The following is a 20589-nucleotide window of genomic DNA, read 5'->3' on the forward strand; positions in this document are numbered from 1 at the left end:
TCACACGTCCAGCGTCACCTTGTACCGCTGCGCCCACTCGTTCCCGCCGAGCGCGCTCTCCAGCCCGTCGCGCAGGCGCGGGTCGGCGTCGGCCGGGGCGGTCAGGATCACCTGCAGGATGAACGGGTTGATGATCGACATGATCGGCGCCTCGGGGTCGTTCGCCACCATCTCCTGTGCCGCCTTCTGCAAGGCCAGGTAGTAGCTCGGGTCCTGAGTCGTCGGATAGGGGCTCTTCACGCGCTGGAGCACCTTCTCCGGCAGGATGTCCGCGACCGCCGCGCGCAGCAGGCTCTTCTCCCGCCCGTCGAACGTCTTCATCGCCCACGGCGTGTTGAACACGTACTGGACCAGCCGGTGGTCGCAGAACGGGACGCGCACCTCCAGCCCGCTGGCCATGCTCAGTCGGTCCTTGCGGTCCAGCAGGATGTTGACGAAACGTGTCAGATGCAGATAGCTGATCTCCCGCATCCGCTTCTCCAGCCCGTCCTCGCCGGCCAGCCGCGGCATCTCCGCCATGGCGTCCGAATACCGGTCCGCGCGGTAGGTCGCCAGGTCCAGCTTCGCCGCCAGCTCCGGCTCCAGGAAGTCCGCGCCGTCCAGGTTGCCCAGGCCCGCCAGCCACGGGAAGGTGTCGGCCTTCACCGCCGCCTCGTCGTGGAACCAGCTGTACCCGCCGAAGACCTCGTCGGCGGCCTCGCCGGACAGGGCGACGGTCGAGTGCTCGCGGATCGCCTTGAACAGCAGGAACATCGAGATGTCGATGTCCCCCTGCGGCGGGGCGTCGCGGGCGACCAGCGCGGCGGTGCGGTTGGCCGGGTCCATCAGGTCGGCGGTGCGCAGGACGATGTCGCGGTGCTCGGTGCCGGCGAACTCGGCCAGGGCGTGCACGTACGGGGTGTCCGCCTCGGCGCGCAGGTGGTCGGCGACGAAGTTCTCGGTCAGCCCCTCGAAGTCGACGCAGAACGAGCGCACCGGGCCCTGGCCGCGGGCGGTCAGCGCGCGCTGGGTCAGGGCCGTGATGGCGCTGGAGTCCAGGCCGCCGGAGAGCAGCGAGCACAGCGGAACGTCCGCCACCACCTGGTGCGCGATGATGTCGTCCAGCAGCTCGCGGATGGTCGCGACGGTGGTCGGCAGGTCGTCGGTGTGCTCGGTGGCCTCCAGGGCCCAGTAGCGGTGCTCCGTGGTCCCCTCGGGACGCACCCGCACGAAGGTACCCGGGCGCACTTCCTTCATGCCGCGGAAGTAGGCGGTGCCCGGGGTCTTCACCGAGGCGAAGATCTCGCGCAGGCCGTCCAGGTCGACGGCCGGGTCCACCAGGCCGGAGGCCATGATGGCCTTGGGCTCGGAACCGAACAGGACGCCGTCGGGCGTGACCTGGTAGTACAGCGGCTTGATCCCCATGCGGTCGCGGATCAGCAGCAGCTCGCTGGTGCGGCCGTCCCAGACCGCGAAGGCGTACATGCCGGTGAGCCGGTCCACGAAGGTGCTGCCCCACTCCAGGTACGCGTGCAGCACGACCTCGGTGTCGCTGGAGGTCCGGAACTTGTGGCCCTTGCCCTCCAGCTCCGCGCGCAGCTCCTGGAAGTTGTAGACCTCGCCGCTGTAGGTGATGGCGACCGGCGCCAGGCCCTCGGCGGCCATCGGCTGCTTGCCGCCCTCGATGTCGATGACCGCCAGGCGCCGGTGCCCCAGGGCGACCGGACCGTCGATGAAGACGCCGCCCTCGTCCGGGCCGCGGCAGATCATCGTCTCGGTCATGGCCTCGACGGTGGCGCGTTCGGCGGACAGGTCACGCTCGTAGCTGACCCACCCGGTGATTCCGCACATGTGATGTCCCTTTCTGGGTTCTTGTCGGTTTGGCAGAATGGGCCGGCTCAGATCAGGCCAGCTCAGATCAGGCCGGCTCAGCTGGAGCGCCTGCGAGCGGCCGCGGTGCGGACACCGGAGCGGCGCAGCTGGGCCCGGACGCCGGCGTCGGCGTCCTGCATCGGGACCGGGGCCCCGGAGCGGGCCTTGTCGACGACCTCGGCCAGCGCGGCCACGGTCGGCGCCTCGTAGAGGGTGTGCGGCGGCAGGTCGTCGAGCCCGAACTCCTTGCGCAGGGCCGTGACGATCGTGACCCCGAGCAGCGAGTTGCCGCCGAGCTCGAAGAAGTTGTCCAGGACGCCGACCAGGTCCAGCCGCAGCGACTCGCGCCACATCCGGGCGATGGTCTCCTCGGTGGCCCCGTCGGGCTCCTGGAACGGCGTCATCAGCTCCGGCCGCGGATGCGGCGTGCCCCCGTCGAGCGCCGCGGTGGCCGCGACGGCGTCCAGCGTGAACTGGGAACTGAGACGGACCAGCGAGCCGAAGTCCTGGGTGGACACGACCACCCGCGGCTCGCCGGCGGCCAGCGCGCGCCGCAGGCAACGCCAGCCCTCGTCGAAGCCGATGCCGATGCGCGTCCGGTTCTCCTCCAGGAAGTCGCGCAGCGCCTCGGCATAGCCGTCCAGACCGGCCGACCACGCGTTCCACAGCCACTCGCCCCAGTCCACGGCGACGACGGGACGACCGGCCGCGGACTGCTGCGCGGCGAACGCGTCCAGGAACGCGTTGGCGGAGCAGTAGTCGACCTGGCCCGGCCCGCCGCCGGTGGCGGAGGTGATGGAGGAGAACAGGACCAGGAAGTCCAGCGGCACCTCGTCGGCCTGGCCGAAGCGCAGCGCCTCGGCCAGGGCCAGCGTCCCGGCGACCTTCGGCGCCAGCACGGCGTCGAGCTGCTCGGGCTCCTTGAACTGCATCAGGCCCATGCCGGGCAGGCCGGCGGCGTGCAGGACGCCGTGCAGGGCGCCGAAGCGGTCCAGGGCGGTGGCCACGGCACGCCGCACATCCTCCGGACGCCCCAGATCACCGACCACGATCTCGACCTCGGCGCCGAGGTCCAGCAGCACCTGCACCTTGCGGACCCGCTCGCGCGTCGCCTCATCGGCGACCTCGGACCACTGCTCGCGCGGCGGAAGACCGGTGCGGCCGAACAGGACGAGCTTGGCGCGGCACTCGGCCGCGAGGCGCTCGGCCATGGCCAGGGCGATGCCGCCGAGGCCGCCGGTGATGAGGTAGACGCCGGATTCGCGGAGCATAGAAGAAGGCTGATCTGCGGGGGACGCCGCCGGATTCGGTGCCGGTGCCGGATCCGGTGTGGCAGCCAGGCCGGCGGTCGGCCCAGCGGCCAAGTCGGCGTTCGCCTCGGCGGGCATGCTCTCGAATCCGCAGATCCACCGCCGCCCATGCCGCAGCGCCACGATCCGGTCGGCAGCCGGCCGCGCGAGTTCCGCGGTCAGCGCCGCGACCGTCTTGGCGGTCGGCTGCGCGTCGAGGTCGATCAGGCGCGCCGTCACACTCGGGTACTCGACCGGGATCACCAGCGCGGGACCGGTGAGCGTGGCGGCCAGCGGATCGGTGGCGTCACCCGGCAGCACCTGCTGCGAGCCGGCGGTCACCACATCCAGAGCCCAGTCATCGATACCGACCTCGCCGGCCGCCCGAGCGAGTGCCACCAGCGTGTGCAGGCCGTCGACCACCGGATCCGAGGACCCGAGCGACCACAGATGCACCACCCGCGAAGGCACCCCGCCGTCCGCACGCAGGTCGCGCAGCATCTGCCGGATGTCGTCCAGGTTGCCCGGCCGGACCGTGTAGGCACCGGCTTCGTCGACATAGGCCTCACCCGGCCGCACCACCGTCACCGCCGCGCCGCTCCCCCGCAGCCGCTCGACCACCCGCTCCGCGGCCCCGTCCCGGCTGAACACCAGCCACGACTCGGGCGGCTCCACGGCCGCCGGTGCCGCGGTCTGCCGCCACACCGGCAGGTGCAGCCACTGCGCCTCCGGCAGCTTCGGCAGGTCCGCGACCGTCTCCAGCGTCGTCTCGCCGCCGCCGAAGCCGCCGGCACCGCCGCCGGTGACTCCGCCCATGTACACGGCGGGCCGCATCGGCGCGTCGATCCAGTGCACCTGCCGCTGGAACGCGTACGTCGGCAGCGGCACGCGGTTCGGCACGGTCGCCGGGTCCTCGGGCCGGGCGCCGGGGTGGCGGTCGTTCACGGTCGGCCAGTCCAGGTCCGCGCCGACCAGCCACAGCCGCGCCAGGCAGTCGGTGAGCACCGCGTCGTCCGCGCGGTTGTCGCTGCCGGCCGGCAGGGTGCTGACGATCGTCGACCAGCGCTCGGGCGGGCAGCCGGCGGCGCGCACCAGCGCGCCGAGCGACTGGCCGGGTCCGATCTCGACCACGGCCAGGTCCGGGTCGGCCAGCAGAGTGCTGATAGCGGTCGCGAACTGCACCGGCTGGCACATGTGCCGGGACCAGTAGCCCGGGTCCGTCACCTGTTCGGCGGTGACCCGGGTGCCGGTGGTGTTGGAGATGTACGGCACCCGCGGCGCGTTCAGCGTCACGTTCGCCTTCACCCACGCGGTCAGCGCCTCGCGCACCGGCTCCAGCATCCGGCTGTGGAAGGCGTGCGTGGTCTGCAACGGCCGGAACGGGATCTGCGCGTCCAACAGCTCCGCGCCGAGGGCGGCAAGGGCATCATCGGGCCCTGCGACGACCGTCACCTCCGGCCCGTTCACCGCCGCGATGTCCAGCCCGCGCCCGGCCAAGCCGTACTTCTCCAGCCCCTTCGGCGACAGCGACACCGCGGCCATCCCGCCGCCGGGCTGCGCGCCGATGAGCTTCGCCCGCTGCGCGACCAGCGCCAGCGCGTCGGACAGCGACAGCACCCCGGCCAGGCAGGCCGAGACGTACTCGCCGAGGCTGTACCCGAGCATCAGCTTGGGCTGCACGCCCCAGGTCATCAGCGTCTTGGCGAGCGCGTACTCCACGGCGAACAGCGCCGGCTGCACCACCTCGGTCCGCTCCAGCGCCGAGGCCCGCTCGTCGGAGGACGAACCGCCGCCGCGTCCCAGCAGCGCCGCCAGATCGGCGCCGCCGCCCCGGGCCCCGGTCAACAGATCGCGAAGATCCGCGTCCGGAATCAGGACCCGCAGATGCTCCAGGCACTCGTCCAGCAGCGTCCGGAACACCGGCTCGCGCCGGTACAGCTCCCGAACCATTCCGGGGTACTGCTCCCCCACGCCGGAGAACAGGAACGCCACCGGCCGGCTCGTCGTGGTGTCCAGCCGCCCCAGCACCGCGGCCTTGTCCGGCCCGGTCAGCGCCGCGGCCAGCTGCTCGACGCCGTCGGCGACGACCGCGCGCCGGTGCTCGAACAGCTTGCGCCCGACCTGCATCGTGTAGGCGACGTCACGCAGCCGCAGGTTCGGGGCACCGGCGCCGGCGCCCAGCAGGTGCGCGCCGAGCCGTTCGGCGGCCGCCTCGACGGCCCCGGAGTTGCGCGCCGACATCGGCACCACGTGGTACCGGCGCGCCGCGTTCGGGTCCACGGGCTCGGCCGGCACCCGCTCGGGGGCGCGCTCGACGACCACGTGGACGTTCGTCCCGCCCATCCCGAGGGAGTTGATCCCGGCGATCGGCGGGCGGCCGTCGCGGGTCTGCCACGGCGACAGCTCGGTGTTGACGTAGAACGGGCTGTCCTCGAAGTCGATGTTCGGGTTCGGCGTCTCGTAGTGCAGGCTCGCCGGGATCATCCGGTCGGTGAGCGCCAGCGAGGTCTTGATCAGACCGGTGACGCCGGCGGCGCGGTCCAGGTGGCCGACGTTGGTCTTCACCGAGCCGATCGGGCAGTACTGCTTGCCGTCGGTCTGACCGAAGGCCCGGGTCAGCGCCGCGACCTCGATCGGGTCGCCGAGCTCGGTGGCCGTGCCGTGGGCCTCGATGTAGCTGATGTCGTCCCCGGTGACCCCGGCGTCGGCCATCGCCTCGATGACCACCGAGGACTGGCCGACGACGCTCGGCGCGGTGAAGCCGACCTTCAGCGCGCCGTCGTTGTTGACCGCCGAGCCGCGGATCACCGACCAGATGTGGTCGCCGTCGCGCAGCGCGTCGGACAGCCGCTTGAGGGCCACGACGGCCGCGCCGTCGCCGAACATGCTGCCGCGCGCGCCGGCGTCGAAGGTGCGCACGTGCCCGTCCGGCGAGGCCATGCCGCCGGCCTCGAAGCGGTGGCCGACCTTCTCCGGCACGTGCACCGAGGACCCGCCGGCCAGCGCGATCTCGCATTCGCCGTTGCGCAGTGCCTGTACGGCCATGTGCGTGGCGACCAGCGAGGTGGAGCAGAAGGTCTGCACCGCGATACTCGGCCCGTACAGGTCCAGCAGATAGGAGACGGTGGTGGTGAGCGCGTCCTTGTCGTTGCCCATCAGCACCTCGTAGACGCTGAACTCCGGGTCGGCGAGGATCTCGGGGTGCCGCATCAGGTAGGTGCTGATGTTGGATCCGCCGTAGACGCCGACGCGGCTGCGGCCTTCGGGAGCCGCGTATCCGGCCTGCTCCAGCGCCTCCCAGCAGACTTCGAGGAACAGCCGCTGCTGCGGGTCGGTCAGGGCCGCCATGCGGGGGCTCATCCCGAAGAAGGACGCGTCGAAGCCGCGCACATCCGGCAGGACCGGACGGGCCCGCACGTACGCCGGATCCGCCAGTTCCTCGGGCGTGACGCCGGAGGCCAGCAGCTCCTCGTCGGTGAAGAAGCTGATGGTCTCGACGCCGCCGCGCACGTTGGTCCAGAACTGCTCGACATCCGAGGCGCCGGGGAAGCGCCCGGCCATGCCGATGACCGCGATGCGGCGGTCGTCGTCGGAGGCGACGAGGCCGGCCGATCCGGTGCCGCCGGCCGCGGCCGGCCGTTCCGCGCGGCGCGCCGCGACCGAGGCCGCTTCCTTGTCGGTCGCGCCCTCGCCGTCGAGGATCGCCGCCAGGCCCCGCACGGTCGGCGCCTCGAACAGCGTGACCGCCGGGATCGCGACCCCGAACCGCTTCTTGACCAGCGCCAGCATCTGCAGCGCCAGCAGCGAGTTGCCGCCGAGGTCGAAGAACGCGTCCTTGACGCCGACCGGCTCCACGCCGAGCAGATGCGACCACAGCTCGGCCAGCGAACGCTCGGCGTCGGTGGACGGCGCGCTGTAGGGCTGCGGCAGGTCCGGGCGCGGGAACTTCTCGCCGCCGCCGACCACGTCCGTGATCGCCATGGCGCGCGGCAGCCGGTCGGTCAGGCCGCCGGCCGCGACCACGAGCGAGGGGCCGGGGCCGGCCAGCGTGGCGTCGAAGGCCGCCAGGGCCTGCTCGCGGGTCATGGAGTGCTTGACCATGACCGCGCCGACGTGGTGGCTCTCGATGGTCACCGACCAGGTGTCCCAGCTGGTGGAGATCCAGCGGGTCGGCGAGTCGCCGGCCAGGAAGCGCGCGTGGTTGCGCTGGCCGATCGCGGCCAGCGCCGCGTTGCCGCCGGCGTAGCAGGCGAAGGCGATGCCGCCGAGGATCGAGGAGGTGGACGAGAACAGCAGGCAGAATTCAGGAGCCTGATGCTCCGGCAGCTCGGCCAGCAGCCCGTCCAGCACCAGGGCGCCGCCGACCTTCGCGCCGAAGTGCAGCCCGACCGCCTCGTCGTCGACCGCGCGCAGGGCGCGGAAGGTGTCCGGGTGGGTGACCGCCGCCGCGTGCACGATGCCGTCCAGGCGGCCGCCGTCGGCGAAGGCATCGGTGAGGACCTCGCGCATCGCGTCGGCGTCGGTGACGTCCACGGCCGGTGTCGAGACCTCCACTCCGGCCGCGCGCAAGGCCTCCAGCCGGTCCAGCCGCTTGCCGCCCTCGGGGGCGCCGGTGCGGCTGGTCAGGATCAGCCGGCCGGCCCCGGAGGCGGCGAAGTGCTCGGCCAGGATCAGGCCGAGGTCACCGAGACCACCGGTGATCAGGTAGCTGCCGCCGCTGCGGATCCGGTGCACCGGTTCGGCCGGCGGCGCGTCGGCGGGCACGTAGTCGCGGACGTGCCGCTCGCCGTCGCGGTAGCCGACCAGGACGTCGTCGACGTCGGAGGGCCGGCCGATCTCGGCGGCCAGGGCGGCGGCGACGGTCGGGGCGTCGGCATCGGCGCCGACATCGACAGTGCCGCACTCCAGGTTCAGGTATTCGAGGTTTGCGACAACCTGGAGCACCGCCGCCGCGTGCTGCGCCGGCCGCGGCACGTCGCCGCCGACCGGCTGGCCGCCGCGGGTGGCGATCAGCATCCGGGCGCTGCCGGTGCCGTCGCTGCCCCAGGCGTCCAGCAGCCGGGCCAGCGGCTGGATGACGTCGCGGCCGTCCAGATCGGCGGCGTCGCCGGCCGGCCGGTCCAGCAGCCGCAGGTCGACGACCGTGGTGCGGTCCTCGGCCGCCTCGCGGGACACGATCGCGGCGTGTTCGTCCCTGGTCAGCGCGGGGCCGCCGGACACAGAGACCACCTCGGCCCCGGCCGCGCCCAGCACCTCGCTCAGCGCCTCTGCGACGCCGTTCTCGTCGGCGACCAGCACGACCTTGCCGAGTGCTTCGGCGCCGGCCGCGATGGGCGCCGCGGACCAGCGCGGTCGCAGGACCTCGACGAGGACTTCCTCGGGCTCGGGCTTCGCCTGCGGCTTCGCGGCGGCGGATGCGGATGCCGGCGCGGGCAGTGCGGTGCGCTTCGGCGCCGCCACCGTGGTCGCGCCGGTCGGGACCTCGGTCCAGTACCGCTGCCGCTGGAAGGGATAGGTGGGCAGCGGGATCCGGCCGGGCAGCAGCGGGTCGTCGCCGCCGTCCGTGTTCCGGCCCTGATACGCCACCCAGTCCGGGTCCGCGCCGACCAGCCACAACCGGGCCAGCGCCTCGGTGAACGCCTGGTCGTCCGACCGCTTGTCGTCGGCGGCGGGCAGCGTGGCCAGGATCAGCGGCCAGCGGTCCGGCGGGCACTTCGCGCCGCGGATCATCGTGCCGAGCGACTGGCCCGGGCCGATCTCCAGAATGGCCAGCTCGGGGTCGGCCAGCAGCGCCGTGATCGCGTCGCCGAAGCGGACGGTGCGGCACATGTGCCGAGACCAGTAGGCCGGGTCGGTCGCGTCCTCGACGCCGACGCGGGCGCCGGTGACATTGGACAGGTAAGGGATCTGCGGCGCGTTCAGCGTCACGTTGGCCGCGACCCACTCGGTCAGCCGGTCCTGCAACGGCTCCAGCATCCGCGAGTGGAAGGCGTGCGTGGTGCTCAGCGCGCGGTGCGGGACCTCGGCCTCGTGCAGTTCGGCGACGAACGCCGTCATCGCCTCCAGCGGGCCCGCGACCACGGTCACCTGCGGTCCGTTGACGGCTGCGATGTCCAGACCGCGCTCGGCCAGCTTGTAGGCGGCCAGATCGGCGGGGGTCGCCGAGACCGCGGTCATGGCCCCGGCCTCGATCGCGGAGATGAGCTCGGCACGGTGCGCGACCAGCTTCAGCGCATCTTCCAACGACAGAACACCGGCCAGGCAGGCCGCGACGTACTCGCCGAGGCTGTAGCCGAGCATCAGCTTGGGCTGCACGCCCCAGGTCATGAGCGTCTTGGCGAGCGCGTACTCGACGGCGAACATCGCCGGCTGCACGATCTCGGTGCGCTCCAACAGCGCCGCGCGCGCATCGTCCCTACCGCCGCCACGGCCCAGCAGGGCGGCCAGATCCGAGCCGCCACCGCCGCCGCGCTCGCCGGTCAGCAGATCCTTCAGATCGGCTTCCGGTATCAGGGTCCGCAGATGCTCCAGGCACTCGTCGAGCAGGGCCCGGAACACCGGCTCACGCCGGTAGAGCTCCCGCACCAGGCCCGGGTACTGCTCCCCCACGCCGGAGAACAGGAACGCCACCGGACGGCCGGTGACCGCGTCGACCCGGCCGAGCAGGTCGCCCTCGCGCAGCTTGTCCTGCACGGCGGCCAGGCCGTCGGCGACCAGAGCCCGGCGATGGTCGAAGCGCTTACGGCCGACCTGCATCGTGTAGGCGACGTCGACCAGGCGGGTCTGCGGCGCGTCGGCCAGGAAGTCAGCGAGCTGATTCGCGGTCGCCTCGACGGCGGCCGGGGTGCGCGCCGACAGCGGGACCACCTGGTAGCGCCGCGCCGTTGAAGTATCAGCAGGGTTTGCGATATCTCGAACCGGCGCCTGCTGCACCACGAGGTGCACGTTCGTGCCGCCCATGCCGAGCGAGTTCAGACCGGCGAGCGCCGGGCGGCCGTCGCGGGTGCGCCACGGGGTCAGCTCGGTGTTGACGTAGAACGGGCTGTTCGCGAAGTCGATCCGCGGGTTCGGGGCGGTGTAGTGCAGGCTCGGCGGGATCACCTGGTCGGTGAGCGCCAGCGAGGTCTTGATCAGGCCGGTGACGCCGGCCGCGCGGTCCAGATGACCGACGTTGGTCTTCACCGAGCCGATCGGGCAGTACTGCTTGGCGTCGGTCTGACCGAAGGCCCGGGTCAGCGCCGTCACCTCGATCGGGTCGCCGAGCTCGGTGGCCGTGCCGTGGGCCTCGATGTAGCTGATGTCGTCGCCGGTGACCCCGGCGTCGGCCATCGCGTCCACGATCACCCGCGACTGGCCGACGACGCTCGGCGCGGTGAAGCCGACCTTGAGCGCGCCGTCGTTGTTCATCGCCGAGCCGCGGATCACCGACCAGATGTGGTCGCCGTCGCGCACCGCGTCGGACAGGCGCTTGAGCACGACCGCCGCCGCGCCGTCGCCGAACATGCTGCCGCGGGCCTCGGCGTCGAAGGTGCGCACGTGGCCGTCGGGCGACTCCATGCCGCCGGGCATGAACTCGTGCCCGATCTTGTCCGGGACGCGGACCGAGACACCGCCGGCGATCGCCATGTCGGACTCGCCGCTGCGCAGGCTCTGGATCGCCAGGTGGGTGGCCACCAGCGAGGTGGAGCAGAAGGTCTGCACCGCGACGCTGGGGCCGTAGAGGTCGAGCAGGTAGGAGACGGTGGTCGTCAGGGCGTCCTTGTCGTTGCCCATGATGACCTCGTAGACGCTGAAGTCGCCGCTGGTCATCTGCTCCGGCATGCGCATCAGGTAGCTGCTGATGTTGGCGCCGCCGTAGACGCCGACGCGGCCCCGCAGCTCCGGCACGACATAGCCGGACTGCTCCAGCGCCTCCCAGCAGACTTCCAGGAACAGCCGCTGCTGCGGGTCGGTGAGGGTGGCCATGCGCGGGTTCATGCCGAAGAACGCGGCGTCGAAGCCCGAGACGTCATCCAGGATCGGCCGGGCCCGGACGTAGGCGGGGTCGGCCAGTTCCTCCGGCGTGACACCGGAGGCTAGCAGTTCCTCGTCGCTGAAGAAGCTGATCGACTCCACACCCTCGCGGATGTTGTGCCAGAAGGCCTCCACGTTCGGCGCGCCGGGGAAGCGGCCGGCCATGCCGACGACGGCGATGAGGCGGTCGTCCTCGGTACCGGCGCGCACGATCGGGCGCTGCGTGACGACCGGGGCGGCCGTGCTCTGCGCGCTCTGTCCGCCCTCGCCGTCCAGGATCGCGGCCAGCGTCTGCACGGTCGGCGCCTCGAACAGCTGCACCGCCGGCACCGACACACCGAAGCGCTTCTTGACCAAAGCCAGCATCTGCAACGCCAGCAGCGAATTGCCGCCGAGGTCGAAGAACGCGTCGCGGGTGCCGACCGGCTCGATGCCCAGCACGTCGGACCACAGCTCGGTCAACGCACGCTCGGTCGCGGTCAACGGCGCGGTGTAGGGCTGCGCCAGCTCGGGGCGCGGGAAGCGCTCACCGGTGCCGATCGCGGCATCCAGGAGCGCGGCGGCGCGCGGCAGCCGGTCGCCGAGGCCGCCGGCCACCACGGCGGTGGCCGCGCGCGGCTTGGCCAGCAGCGCGTCGAGGGCGGCGAAGGCCTGCTCGGTGCTCATGGAGTGGGCGGCCATGCCGGCGCCGAAGCCGGACTGGAGGCGCTCCAGGGTGATCGACCAGGTGTCCCAGGCGGCGGCGAGCCAACGGGTACCGGACGTGTCGCCGAGTTCTGCGACAGCGGTCAGGGCGGCGTTGGCGGCGGCGTAGGAACCGAAGGTGATACCGCCGAGCAGCGAGGAGGTCGAGGAGAACAGCAGGCAGAAGTCAGGAGCCTGGTTCTCCGGCAACTCGGCCAAGACCGCGCGAAGCACCAGCGCGCCCCCGACCTTGGCACCGAAGTGCGTGGCGACCGTCTCGGCGTCCAGGTCGCGCAGGGCCCGGAAGGTGTCAGGGCTCGTTGTCGCGGCCGCGTGGATGACACCGTCGACCCGACCAAGCTCGGCGAACAGCACCCGAACCGCAGCGGCATCGGTCACATCGAGCTGCGGAGTCAGGACCTCCACACCCCGATCGGTCAGCCGGCGCACACCGTCGGAGCGACGGTCCCCGGTGCCTGCCGGAATGCCGCCGCGGCTGGCCAGCACCAGGCGCGACGCGCCGGAAGCCGCCAGATGACCGGCGACCAGCAGACCTACATCGCCGAGTCCACCGGTGATCAGGTAGGTGCCGCCGGAGCGGACCGGCACCGGCTCGCCGCCGGGCAGGCCCGACACGTGCTCGCGGATGTGGCGGCGGCCGTCGCGGTAGGCGACCAGGACATCCTCGCCGGAGCCGGCCGCTTCCGAAGCCAGGAACCGCGCCGATTCCTCATGCCCATCAAGGTCTGTATTCGAAACGAGATCTACGGCGCGGCAGTCGAGGTTCAGGTACTCCTGGTTCGCGACAGCCGGCATCGCGACGAGCGCCGCCTGCGCGGTGTTCGGGATTTCGCCATCAGCGACGACCTGGCCGCCGGCAGTCGCGATGAGGTAGCGCGTGGTGCCGTTGGTGCTGCCCCACGCGTCAAGCGCCGTAGCCAGCTGCGGGATCAGGGCGTCGGGTCCAGCGCTGGAATTGAGAGCGCGCAGGTCGATGACCGTGGTGGAGCCCGTTCCCGCCGAAGCGGTGCCGAAATCGGCGCCGAGACCGGCGAGCCCCACCTCCGCACCGTCGGCGCGTAGCTGGGCCGCGATCCCTTCGGCGAGCTCTGATTCGCCCAGGACCACATACCGGTCCGGCGTCGCGGCCGTCCCGGACAGCTCCGCCGTCGTCCAGCGCGGGCTGAGCAGCTGGACGTGCTCGGCGTCGGCGACCGGCCCGGTCAGCTGCGCGGCCGACTTGGCCTTCACCGCGGCGCGGCCGCCGGCCGGGGCGTCGATCCAGTACCGCTGGCGCTGGAACCGGTACGTCGGCAGGCTGACGCGGCGCGCCGCCGGGTGCTCGTCGCGGTAGCCGGACCAGTCGACCGGCACGCCGGTCAGCCACAGCCGCCCGACCGCCTCGGCCAGCACCGTGGCGCCGGAGCGCGGGTCGGCGCGGCCCGGCAGCGTCGGGACGATCAGCGGCCAGCGCTCCGGCGAGCAGGCGCGGTGTGCGCGGGCCATGGTGCCCAGCGACGGCCCGGGCCCGAGCTCCAGCAGCGCCGGGTCGCCGGCGGCCAGCAGCTCGGCGAGCATCGCGTCGAACTGGACCGGCGCGCACATGTGCTCGGCCCAGTAACCGGGGTCGGCAACCTGCTCGGCGGTGACCGCGGTGCCGGTGACGTTCGACAAGTAAGGAGTCTGCGGCGCGTGGGTGGTGATGTTCGCCGCGACCCACGCGGTCAGTTCCTCCTTGATGCCCGCGAGCATCGAGGAGTGGAAGGCGTGGGTGGTGGTCAGCACGCGGACCGGGATGGCGTCGGGCTCCAGCAGCGCGGTCAGGGCCGCGACCGCTGCGGCGGTGCCAGCGACCACGGTGAGGTCGGGGCCGTTGACGGCGGCGACGTCGAGCTCTGCGATAGCGGCGCGTTCGATGCGCGCGGCCACGTCGGCGGCGGCCAGCGGCACGGCGGCCATCGCGCCGTGCGGCTGGGCGTCGATCAGCTGCGCGCGGTGCGCGACCAGCGCGAGGGCGTCGGGCAGCGACAGCACGCCGGACAGCGCGGCGGCGACGTACTCGCCGAGGCTGTAGCCGACGATCACGCCGGGCCGGATGCCCCAGGACTCCAGCAGCTTCGCGAGGGCGTATTCGACGGCGAACAGCGCCGGCTGCAACACCGCGGTCGCCTGGCCTTCGGTGCTCTCCGTCTCGGCGCCACGGCCGAGCAGCCGTCCCAGATCGCCGCCATTGTCGGTGTCGCGCGGACGCAGCATGTCGGCCAGCACGTCGCGGCCGAGCTTGTCCTGGAGCACCGCACGGCACTCGTCCAGCACCTCGCGGAAGACCGGCTCGGTGCGGTACAGGTCCTCGGCCAGACCCGGGTACTGCTCGCCGGTGCCGGCGATCAGGAAGGCGACCTCGCGGTCGGAGCGACCGTCGGTGCGAGTCAGGACGCTGTTGTCGCGCAACGACACCGCCAGCTCGGCGGTGGTCGAGCCGACGGCGATGCGCCGGTGCTCGAAGACCTTGCGGCCGGTCTGCAGGGTGTTGGCGATGTCGGTGAGGGCGTCGTCGGTGTCCTGCAGGTGCTCGGCGAGCTTCCCGGTCATCGCGTCGGCGGCTTCGGCCGAGCGCGCGGACCAGATGAGCACTTCGGGACGCGTTTCGGTCGCGTCCGCCCCAGCGCGCGCCGGCAACGGCGCTTCCTGCAGCACGACGTGCGCGTTGGTGCCGCCGATGCCGAACGCGCTGACGCCGACCCGGCGCACCGTGTCGGGCGTGCGCGGCCACGGGGTCAGCTCCGTGACCACCTCCAGCTCGGCACCGCCGGCGCCGAGCTGCGGGTTGGGGTCGGTGAAGTTGCGAGTCGGCGGGATCTCGCCGCGGTGCAGGACCAGCGCGGCCTTGATCAGGTTGGTGACGCCGGCGGCCCGATCCAGGTGGCCCAGGTTGGACTTCACCGAGCCGACGCGGACCGAGGCGCCGTCGAAGACCTGCTGGAGCGCGGCCAGTTCGGCGGCGTCGCCGAGCGCGGTGCCGGTGCCGTGCGCCTCGACGTAGCCGACGTCGCAGGGTTCGAGACCGGCGGCGGCCAGCGCCTCGGCGATCACGGCGGCCTGGCCCTGCACGCCGGGCGCGGTGAAGCCGACCTTGCGGCCGCCGTCGTTGTTGACCGCCCAGCCGCGGATCACGGCGTAGACGCGGTCGCCGTCGGCCAGCGCGTCCTCCAGGCGGCGCAGCGCGACCACGCCGACGCCGTTGCCGATCGGGCTGCCCAGGCCCGCGGCGTCGAAGGCCCGGCACTCGCCGTCCGGCGGGGTGATGCCGCCGGGCTGGTACAGGTAGCCGACGCGGTGCGGCACGGACAGCGCGACGCCGCCGGCCAGCACCATGTCGGCCTCGAAGTTGGCCAGCGCGGTGGCGGCGGCGCAGACCGCGACCAGAGAAGTGGAGCAGTAGCTCTGGACGGTGTAGCTGGGGCCGGTCAGGCCGAGCGCGTGCGCGACCCGGGTGGTCAGCGAGTCGCGGTCGTTGGCCAGGCCCACGGCCATCTCGCCGAGCGACTGGCCGATGCCGGCCGGCTCCAGGTTGTTGGTCAGGTACGAGCTCCAGGCGCAGCCGGCGATGACGCCGATCAGGCCCTCGAAGCGCGCCGGGTCGCAGGCCGCGTCCTCCAGCGCTTCCCAACAGTGTTCGAGGAACAGCCGGTGCTGCGGGTCCAGGATCTGCGCCTCCTTCGGGTTCACCCCGAAGAAGCCGGCGTCGAACTGCTCGACGCCGTCCACCACCGGCGCGGCCTTCACGTAGGCGGGGTCGGCGAGCAGGTCCTCGGCGACCCCGGCGGCACGCAGCTCGGCATCGGTGAAGCGGGTCAGACCCGAGGCCCCGGCCCGGATCCCGGACCACAGCGCGCCGACGTCGGCGGCCCCCGGGAACCGCCCGGCCATCCCGACGATCGCGATGTCGGTGCCGGAGGGGCTGTCGGTCTGGTCGGACTCGGAAGTCTCCATGAGACGGTCGTTCACAGTCAGTCCCCTTAGTCGGTTCCCGTACGGGCCCGGCGGCGGCGATGCCCCCGGGCCGAGGATGTGGCGATCAGGTCCCGCGCGGCGGCCTTGCCGCCGACGGGGTCCAGCGCGGCGGAGAAGGCCGCGACGGTCGGATGCTCGAACAGCAGGGCCGGCGCGATCGCCAGGCCCAGCTCCTTCTCGACGGCCAGCACCATGGCCATCCCGACCAGCGAGTTCCCCCCGAGGTCGAAGAACGGGTCGTGCACTCCCACGCGCTCGATGCCCAGGTACGCCTGCCAGATCTCGGCCACGGCGCCCTCGCGCGCGGTACGCGGCGCGACGTACTCGGTCCGCAGCTGCGGACGCGGAAAGCGCTCGGTCGCGGGCGCGACGGAGCTGGCGTCCACCAGCGAGTCCAGGTCGACCATCGCGGCCCACTCCCGGCGCGAGTCCTCCAGCCGCTGCCGGACGGCGACGACGCTGCCGGTCCCGGCAGCGCTGAGCAGGATGCGGTCCAGCAGCGCGCAGCCGGCATCGTCGCTGAAGCCGTAGTGGCGGCGGTAGGCGGCGGCGCGCTCGGCGAGGCCGCTGGCGGGGGCGGCGGACTGCCAGGCGTCGTGGAGCCAGGGGCCCCAGGCGACGGAGACGACTTTGGTGGTGGGGGCGTCGGCCGCCAGCGCGGCGGCGTAGGCGTCGAGGACGGTATTGGCGGCGCAGTAGTCGCCCTCGCCGATACCGCCGAAGACGGTGACCGCCGAGGAGTAGAGGACGAGCAGTTCGGGACGCTCTCCCTCCGGCGTGGCCGGACCGACGAGCTCGGCCAACGGGCCCATCGCGAGGATCTTGGGGGCCAGGACGGTCTCGGCGTCGGCGACGGCGCGGCGCTGCGCCATACCGCCGGCGGGAAGGCCGGCGGCGTGGATGACGCCGGTGAGGGCACCGAAGTGGCGGCGGGTCTCGGACAGAGCGGCGCGCAGAGCGTCGGGGACGCCGGCGTCGGCAGCGAGGAGGAGGACCTCGGCACCGGCGGCTTCGAGGGCTGCGATGCCGGGGGTGGCGGGGTCGGGGCGGGTGCGGCCGACGAGGGCGAGTTTGCGGACGCCGGCGGCCACGAGGTGGTGGGCGAGGGTGAGGCCGAGGCCTCGGGTGCCGCCGGTGATGAGATAGGTGCCTTCGGGGCGCCAAGCAGCCCTGGGCTCAACCGACTCATTGGAGACTGGCAGCTCGGCCCAATCCTGAATCCAGCGGCGGCCTCGACGTCGGGCGGCCAGACCCGGTTCGGCATCCTGCGTCAAGAGTTCGGCGACCAGATCCGCCGTGCCGGTGGTCTCATCGAGGTCGACGCCGCGCCAGGTCAGGGCCTTGATTTCGTGGTGAACCACCCGTCCGAGCCCGTGCACCGCCGCCTGGTGTGGCGCGACCGCATCGCCGCCGTGCACGTCCAGCGCGCCCCGGCTGACCGTCAGCAGGCGGACCGGTCGCGTCCCCGGCAGCGCCTGAACCGTCAGCAGCAGGCTGTCGAAGCCGAGCTCGATCGAGCGCCGCAGTCCGGCATCGTCGGTGGCCGCCGCCCGGGTGCTCCAGGCGTGGACCACGTGCACAGGTCCATCGCCCGGCAGCCCGGCGAAGATTTCTCGGTAGTGCTCGGGCTTCGCGATGTCGATCGTCAGCCGCCGCCCCTCGCGCTTCAGCTCCGCGCCCGGGACCACCTCGACCACCGGCACTCCCGCCGCCTCGGCGAAGTCCGCGAGGCCTTCGTCGCCAGCGAAGACCACCAGCGGGCCGTCCAGCGGAAGTCCGTTCGGCGCCGCGCCGCTGACGTCACGCCGCCAGGCCGGCACGTACGCCAGCTCCGCCGGCCGCGACCGCCGCGGCCGGTCGGCGGGCGCATCAGGGTTCTGTTCCGGCCAGAAAGCCGTGCGCTGGAACGGATACGGCGGCAGGCTGACCGTGCGTCCGCCCGCGGGCCACACCACCGGCAGGCCCTGCTCCCACAGCCGGGCCCGCGTCCCGGCCATGTGGAGCCGCACCTCCGGCGCACCGGCGGCGCCGGTCCACGCGGCGGGCAGTGTCCCGACCACCGCCGCGCCGCCGGCCCCGGTGAGGTTCTGGCGCACCAGGCCGCCAAGCGTGTTACCGGCGCCGAGTTCGACAAAGACGTCGACACCCTGCTCCACGCAGTACCGCACACTGTCGGCGAACCGGATCGGGCTGACCAGGTGGTCGCCCCAGTAGTCGCCCGACGCCGCCTGCTCGGCGGTCAGCGCGGTCCCGGTGGTGTTCGACACGATCGTGGTCACCGGGACGGCGCGCGGCACCGAATCCAGCAATGCGGCCAGCTTGTCGCGCACCGGGGCCAGCAGCGAGGAGTGGAACGCGTGCTCACTCCGCAGCGGACGGCACGCCACCCCCGCCCCGCGCAACGCCTCGGCGAGCACCTCGACCTGGTCCTCGGTCCCGCTGACCACGGTCATCGTCGGCCCGGTCAGCGCGGCCACGTCGACCCGCGCCCCGCTGTCGGCCAGAGCGGTCCGCACGCGCGTCTCGTCGGCGGCCACCGCCAGCATCCGGCCGGCCCGCGCCGTCGCGATCAGGCGCGCACGCTCGACCACCACATGCAGCGTGTCCTCGAGGGTCAGCACCCCGGCCAGGCACGCCGCGACGTACTCGCCGAGGCTGTATCCGACCAGCACGTCCGGCCGCACGCCCCAGTCCTGGAGCAGCTTCGCTAGCGCGTATTCGACGGCGAACAGGTAGGGGTGCGAGAGCTCGGCGTGTGCGAGCGGGTCGGGGGCCTCGGCATCGGCATCGGCATCGGTGGCACGGCCGAGCAGCGCAGCCAGGTCGTTGGACGCGGCGGCCGAGGAAGCCTCGGAGAACATCAGCGGGCGAAGATCGACCCCGCAGCGCTCCTCGGCGATGGCAAGGCACTCATCAATCGCAGCGGCGTAGACGGGCTCTGATTCATAGAGGTCGCGACCGAGTCCCGCGTACTGATCTCCGGTACCGGGCAGCAGGAAAGCGACCTTGGGCCGACGCTTGGATTCGACGCCGACAGTGAGAGCCGACAGCTGCCGGATCGCGTCCTCGCGATCCAGCGCGACGATCCCGCTCCGGTGATCGAGCCCGGCCCGGCCGTGCTGCAAAGTGTGCGCCACATCGGCCAGCTCCAGGTCCGGCCGTTCAGCGAGAAACGCCGCCAGACCACCAGCACGCTCGGCCAAGGCAGCCGCACTCGCCGCCGACATCGGCAGGGTCACCACACCCTGACTGGTTGCGCGCGCCGGCAGCGGGTCCGCAGGTCGACCGTCAGCCCCCTGACCGTCCGCCTCCCCCGCCGCCGGCGCCGTCTCCACCACCACGTGGGCGTTCGTCCCGGACCAGCCGAACGAACTCACCCCGGCCACCACCCGCCCCTCGGGCAGTGCCACGGCCGCGGCCAGCGGCCGCACCGTTCCGTCCCCCGGGATGGCGTCCGAGGGATCGTCCATGTTGCGGTTCGCGGGTGCGGTGCCGTTCTCCAGCACCAGCACCGTCTTGATCAGTCCGGCGACACCCGCCGCCGACTGCGTGTGGCCGATGTTCGTCTTCACCGCGCCGACCAGCAGCGGCTGCTCGGCGTCGCGCGAGGCCGCGAACACGTCGTGCAGCGCCGACAGCTCGATCGCGTCGCCGAGCTTCGTGCCGGAGCCGTGTGCCTCCACGTAGGCCACCTCGGCCGGGGCGACGCCGGCCGCCGCCTGCGCGCGCCGGATCACGTCGACCTGCGCGCCCCGGTTCGGCGCTGTCAGACCATTGCTACGCCCGTCCTGGTTGACCGCCGAACCGCGCAGGACGGCGCGGATCCGGCGGCCGTTGGCCAGCGCCGTGGACAGCCGTTCCAGGACGACCAGGCCGCCGCCTTCGCCGAGCACGTAGCCGTCGGCGGAGGCGTCGAACGTCTTGCAGCGTCCGTCCACCGCGAGCATCGAGGTGGCGCAGCCCTGCACGAAGGTGTCGGGTCGGATCACCAGGTACGCGCCGGCGGCGACCGCCGTGTCGCACTCGCCGCGGCGCAGCGCCTCGCTGGCCAGGTGTACGCCGACCAGCGAGGAGGAGCACGCCGTGTCGATGGTCAGCGTCGGGCCGCGCAGGTCGTACTGGTAGGCCAGCCGCCCGGCCGCGACGGAGGTCGAAACCCCTTGCCCGAACAGCGGATCGGCGGCGACCGCGGGCCCGGTCCGCTCCATCTCCAGCCGGCCGTACTGCACGGTGTCCATCAGCCCGACCATCACCCCGGTCCGGCTCCCGGCCAGGGCCGCCGGGGTGGTCCCGGCGTCCTCCAGCCCTTCCCACATCAGCTCCATCAGCAGGCGCTGCTGCGGGTCCATCCGGAACGCCTCCTGCGGAGACAGCCCGAAGAAGCCGGCGTCGAAGCCCGCGATGTCGTCCAGGAAGGCGCCCTGCTTGGTGTAGACGCCGCCGACCGTGCTGCGGTCGGGGTCGTAGTACTCCTCGATGTCCCAGCGCGCCTCCGGCACGTCCGAAACGGTGTCCCGGCCCTGGCTGAGCAGGGACCAGAAATCGTCGGGCGTCCGCACGCCGCCGGGATACCGGCAGGCCATCCCGATCACGGCGATCGGCTCGTGCCGATCGCCGTCCGCCTCGGCCAGGCGGCGGCGCGCCTCGGCGAGGTCGACGGTGACGCGCTTGAGATAGGCGCGCAGTCTGTCCTCGGTCACGGTGCTGGGGCCTTTCCGATCGCGGGCAAGGAAGTCGG

3 protein-coding genes are annotated in these 20589 nt (G+C 72.7%); all 3 read right to left on the reverse strand.

Going from position 1 to position 20589, the window contains the following annotated elements:
- The gene (gene asnB, locus ABH926_RS24375) at positions 1-1830 is read right to left on the reverse strand and encodes an asparagine synthase (glutamine-hydrolyzing) (protein WP_370368056.1); all 1830 of its coding nucleotides are present in this window, start codon (positions 1828-1830) and stop codon (positions 1-3) included.
- A gap of 77 nt (positions 1831-1907) precedes the next feature.
- Positions 1908-15845, reverse strand: coding sequence for an SDR family NAD(P)-dependent oxidoreductase (locus ABH926_RS24380; protein ID WP_370368057.1), 13938 nt, complete (start codon positions 15843-15845; stop codon positions 1908-1910).
- Between the two features lie 11 nt (positions 15846-15856).
- On the reverse strand, positions 15857-20551 hold the full coding sequence (locus tag ABH926_RS24385; protein WP_370368058.1) for an SDR family NAD(P)-dependent oxidoreductase: 4695 nt from the start codon (positions 20549-20551) through the stop codon (positions 15857-15859).
- Positions 20552-20589 lie beyond the last annotated feature (38 nt).

Source organism: Catenulispora sp. GP43, from assembly GCF_041260665.1.
GTDB lineage: Bacteria > Actinomycetota > Actinomycetes > Streptomycetales > Catenulisporaceae > Catenulispora.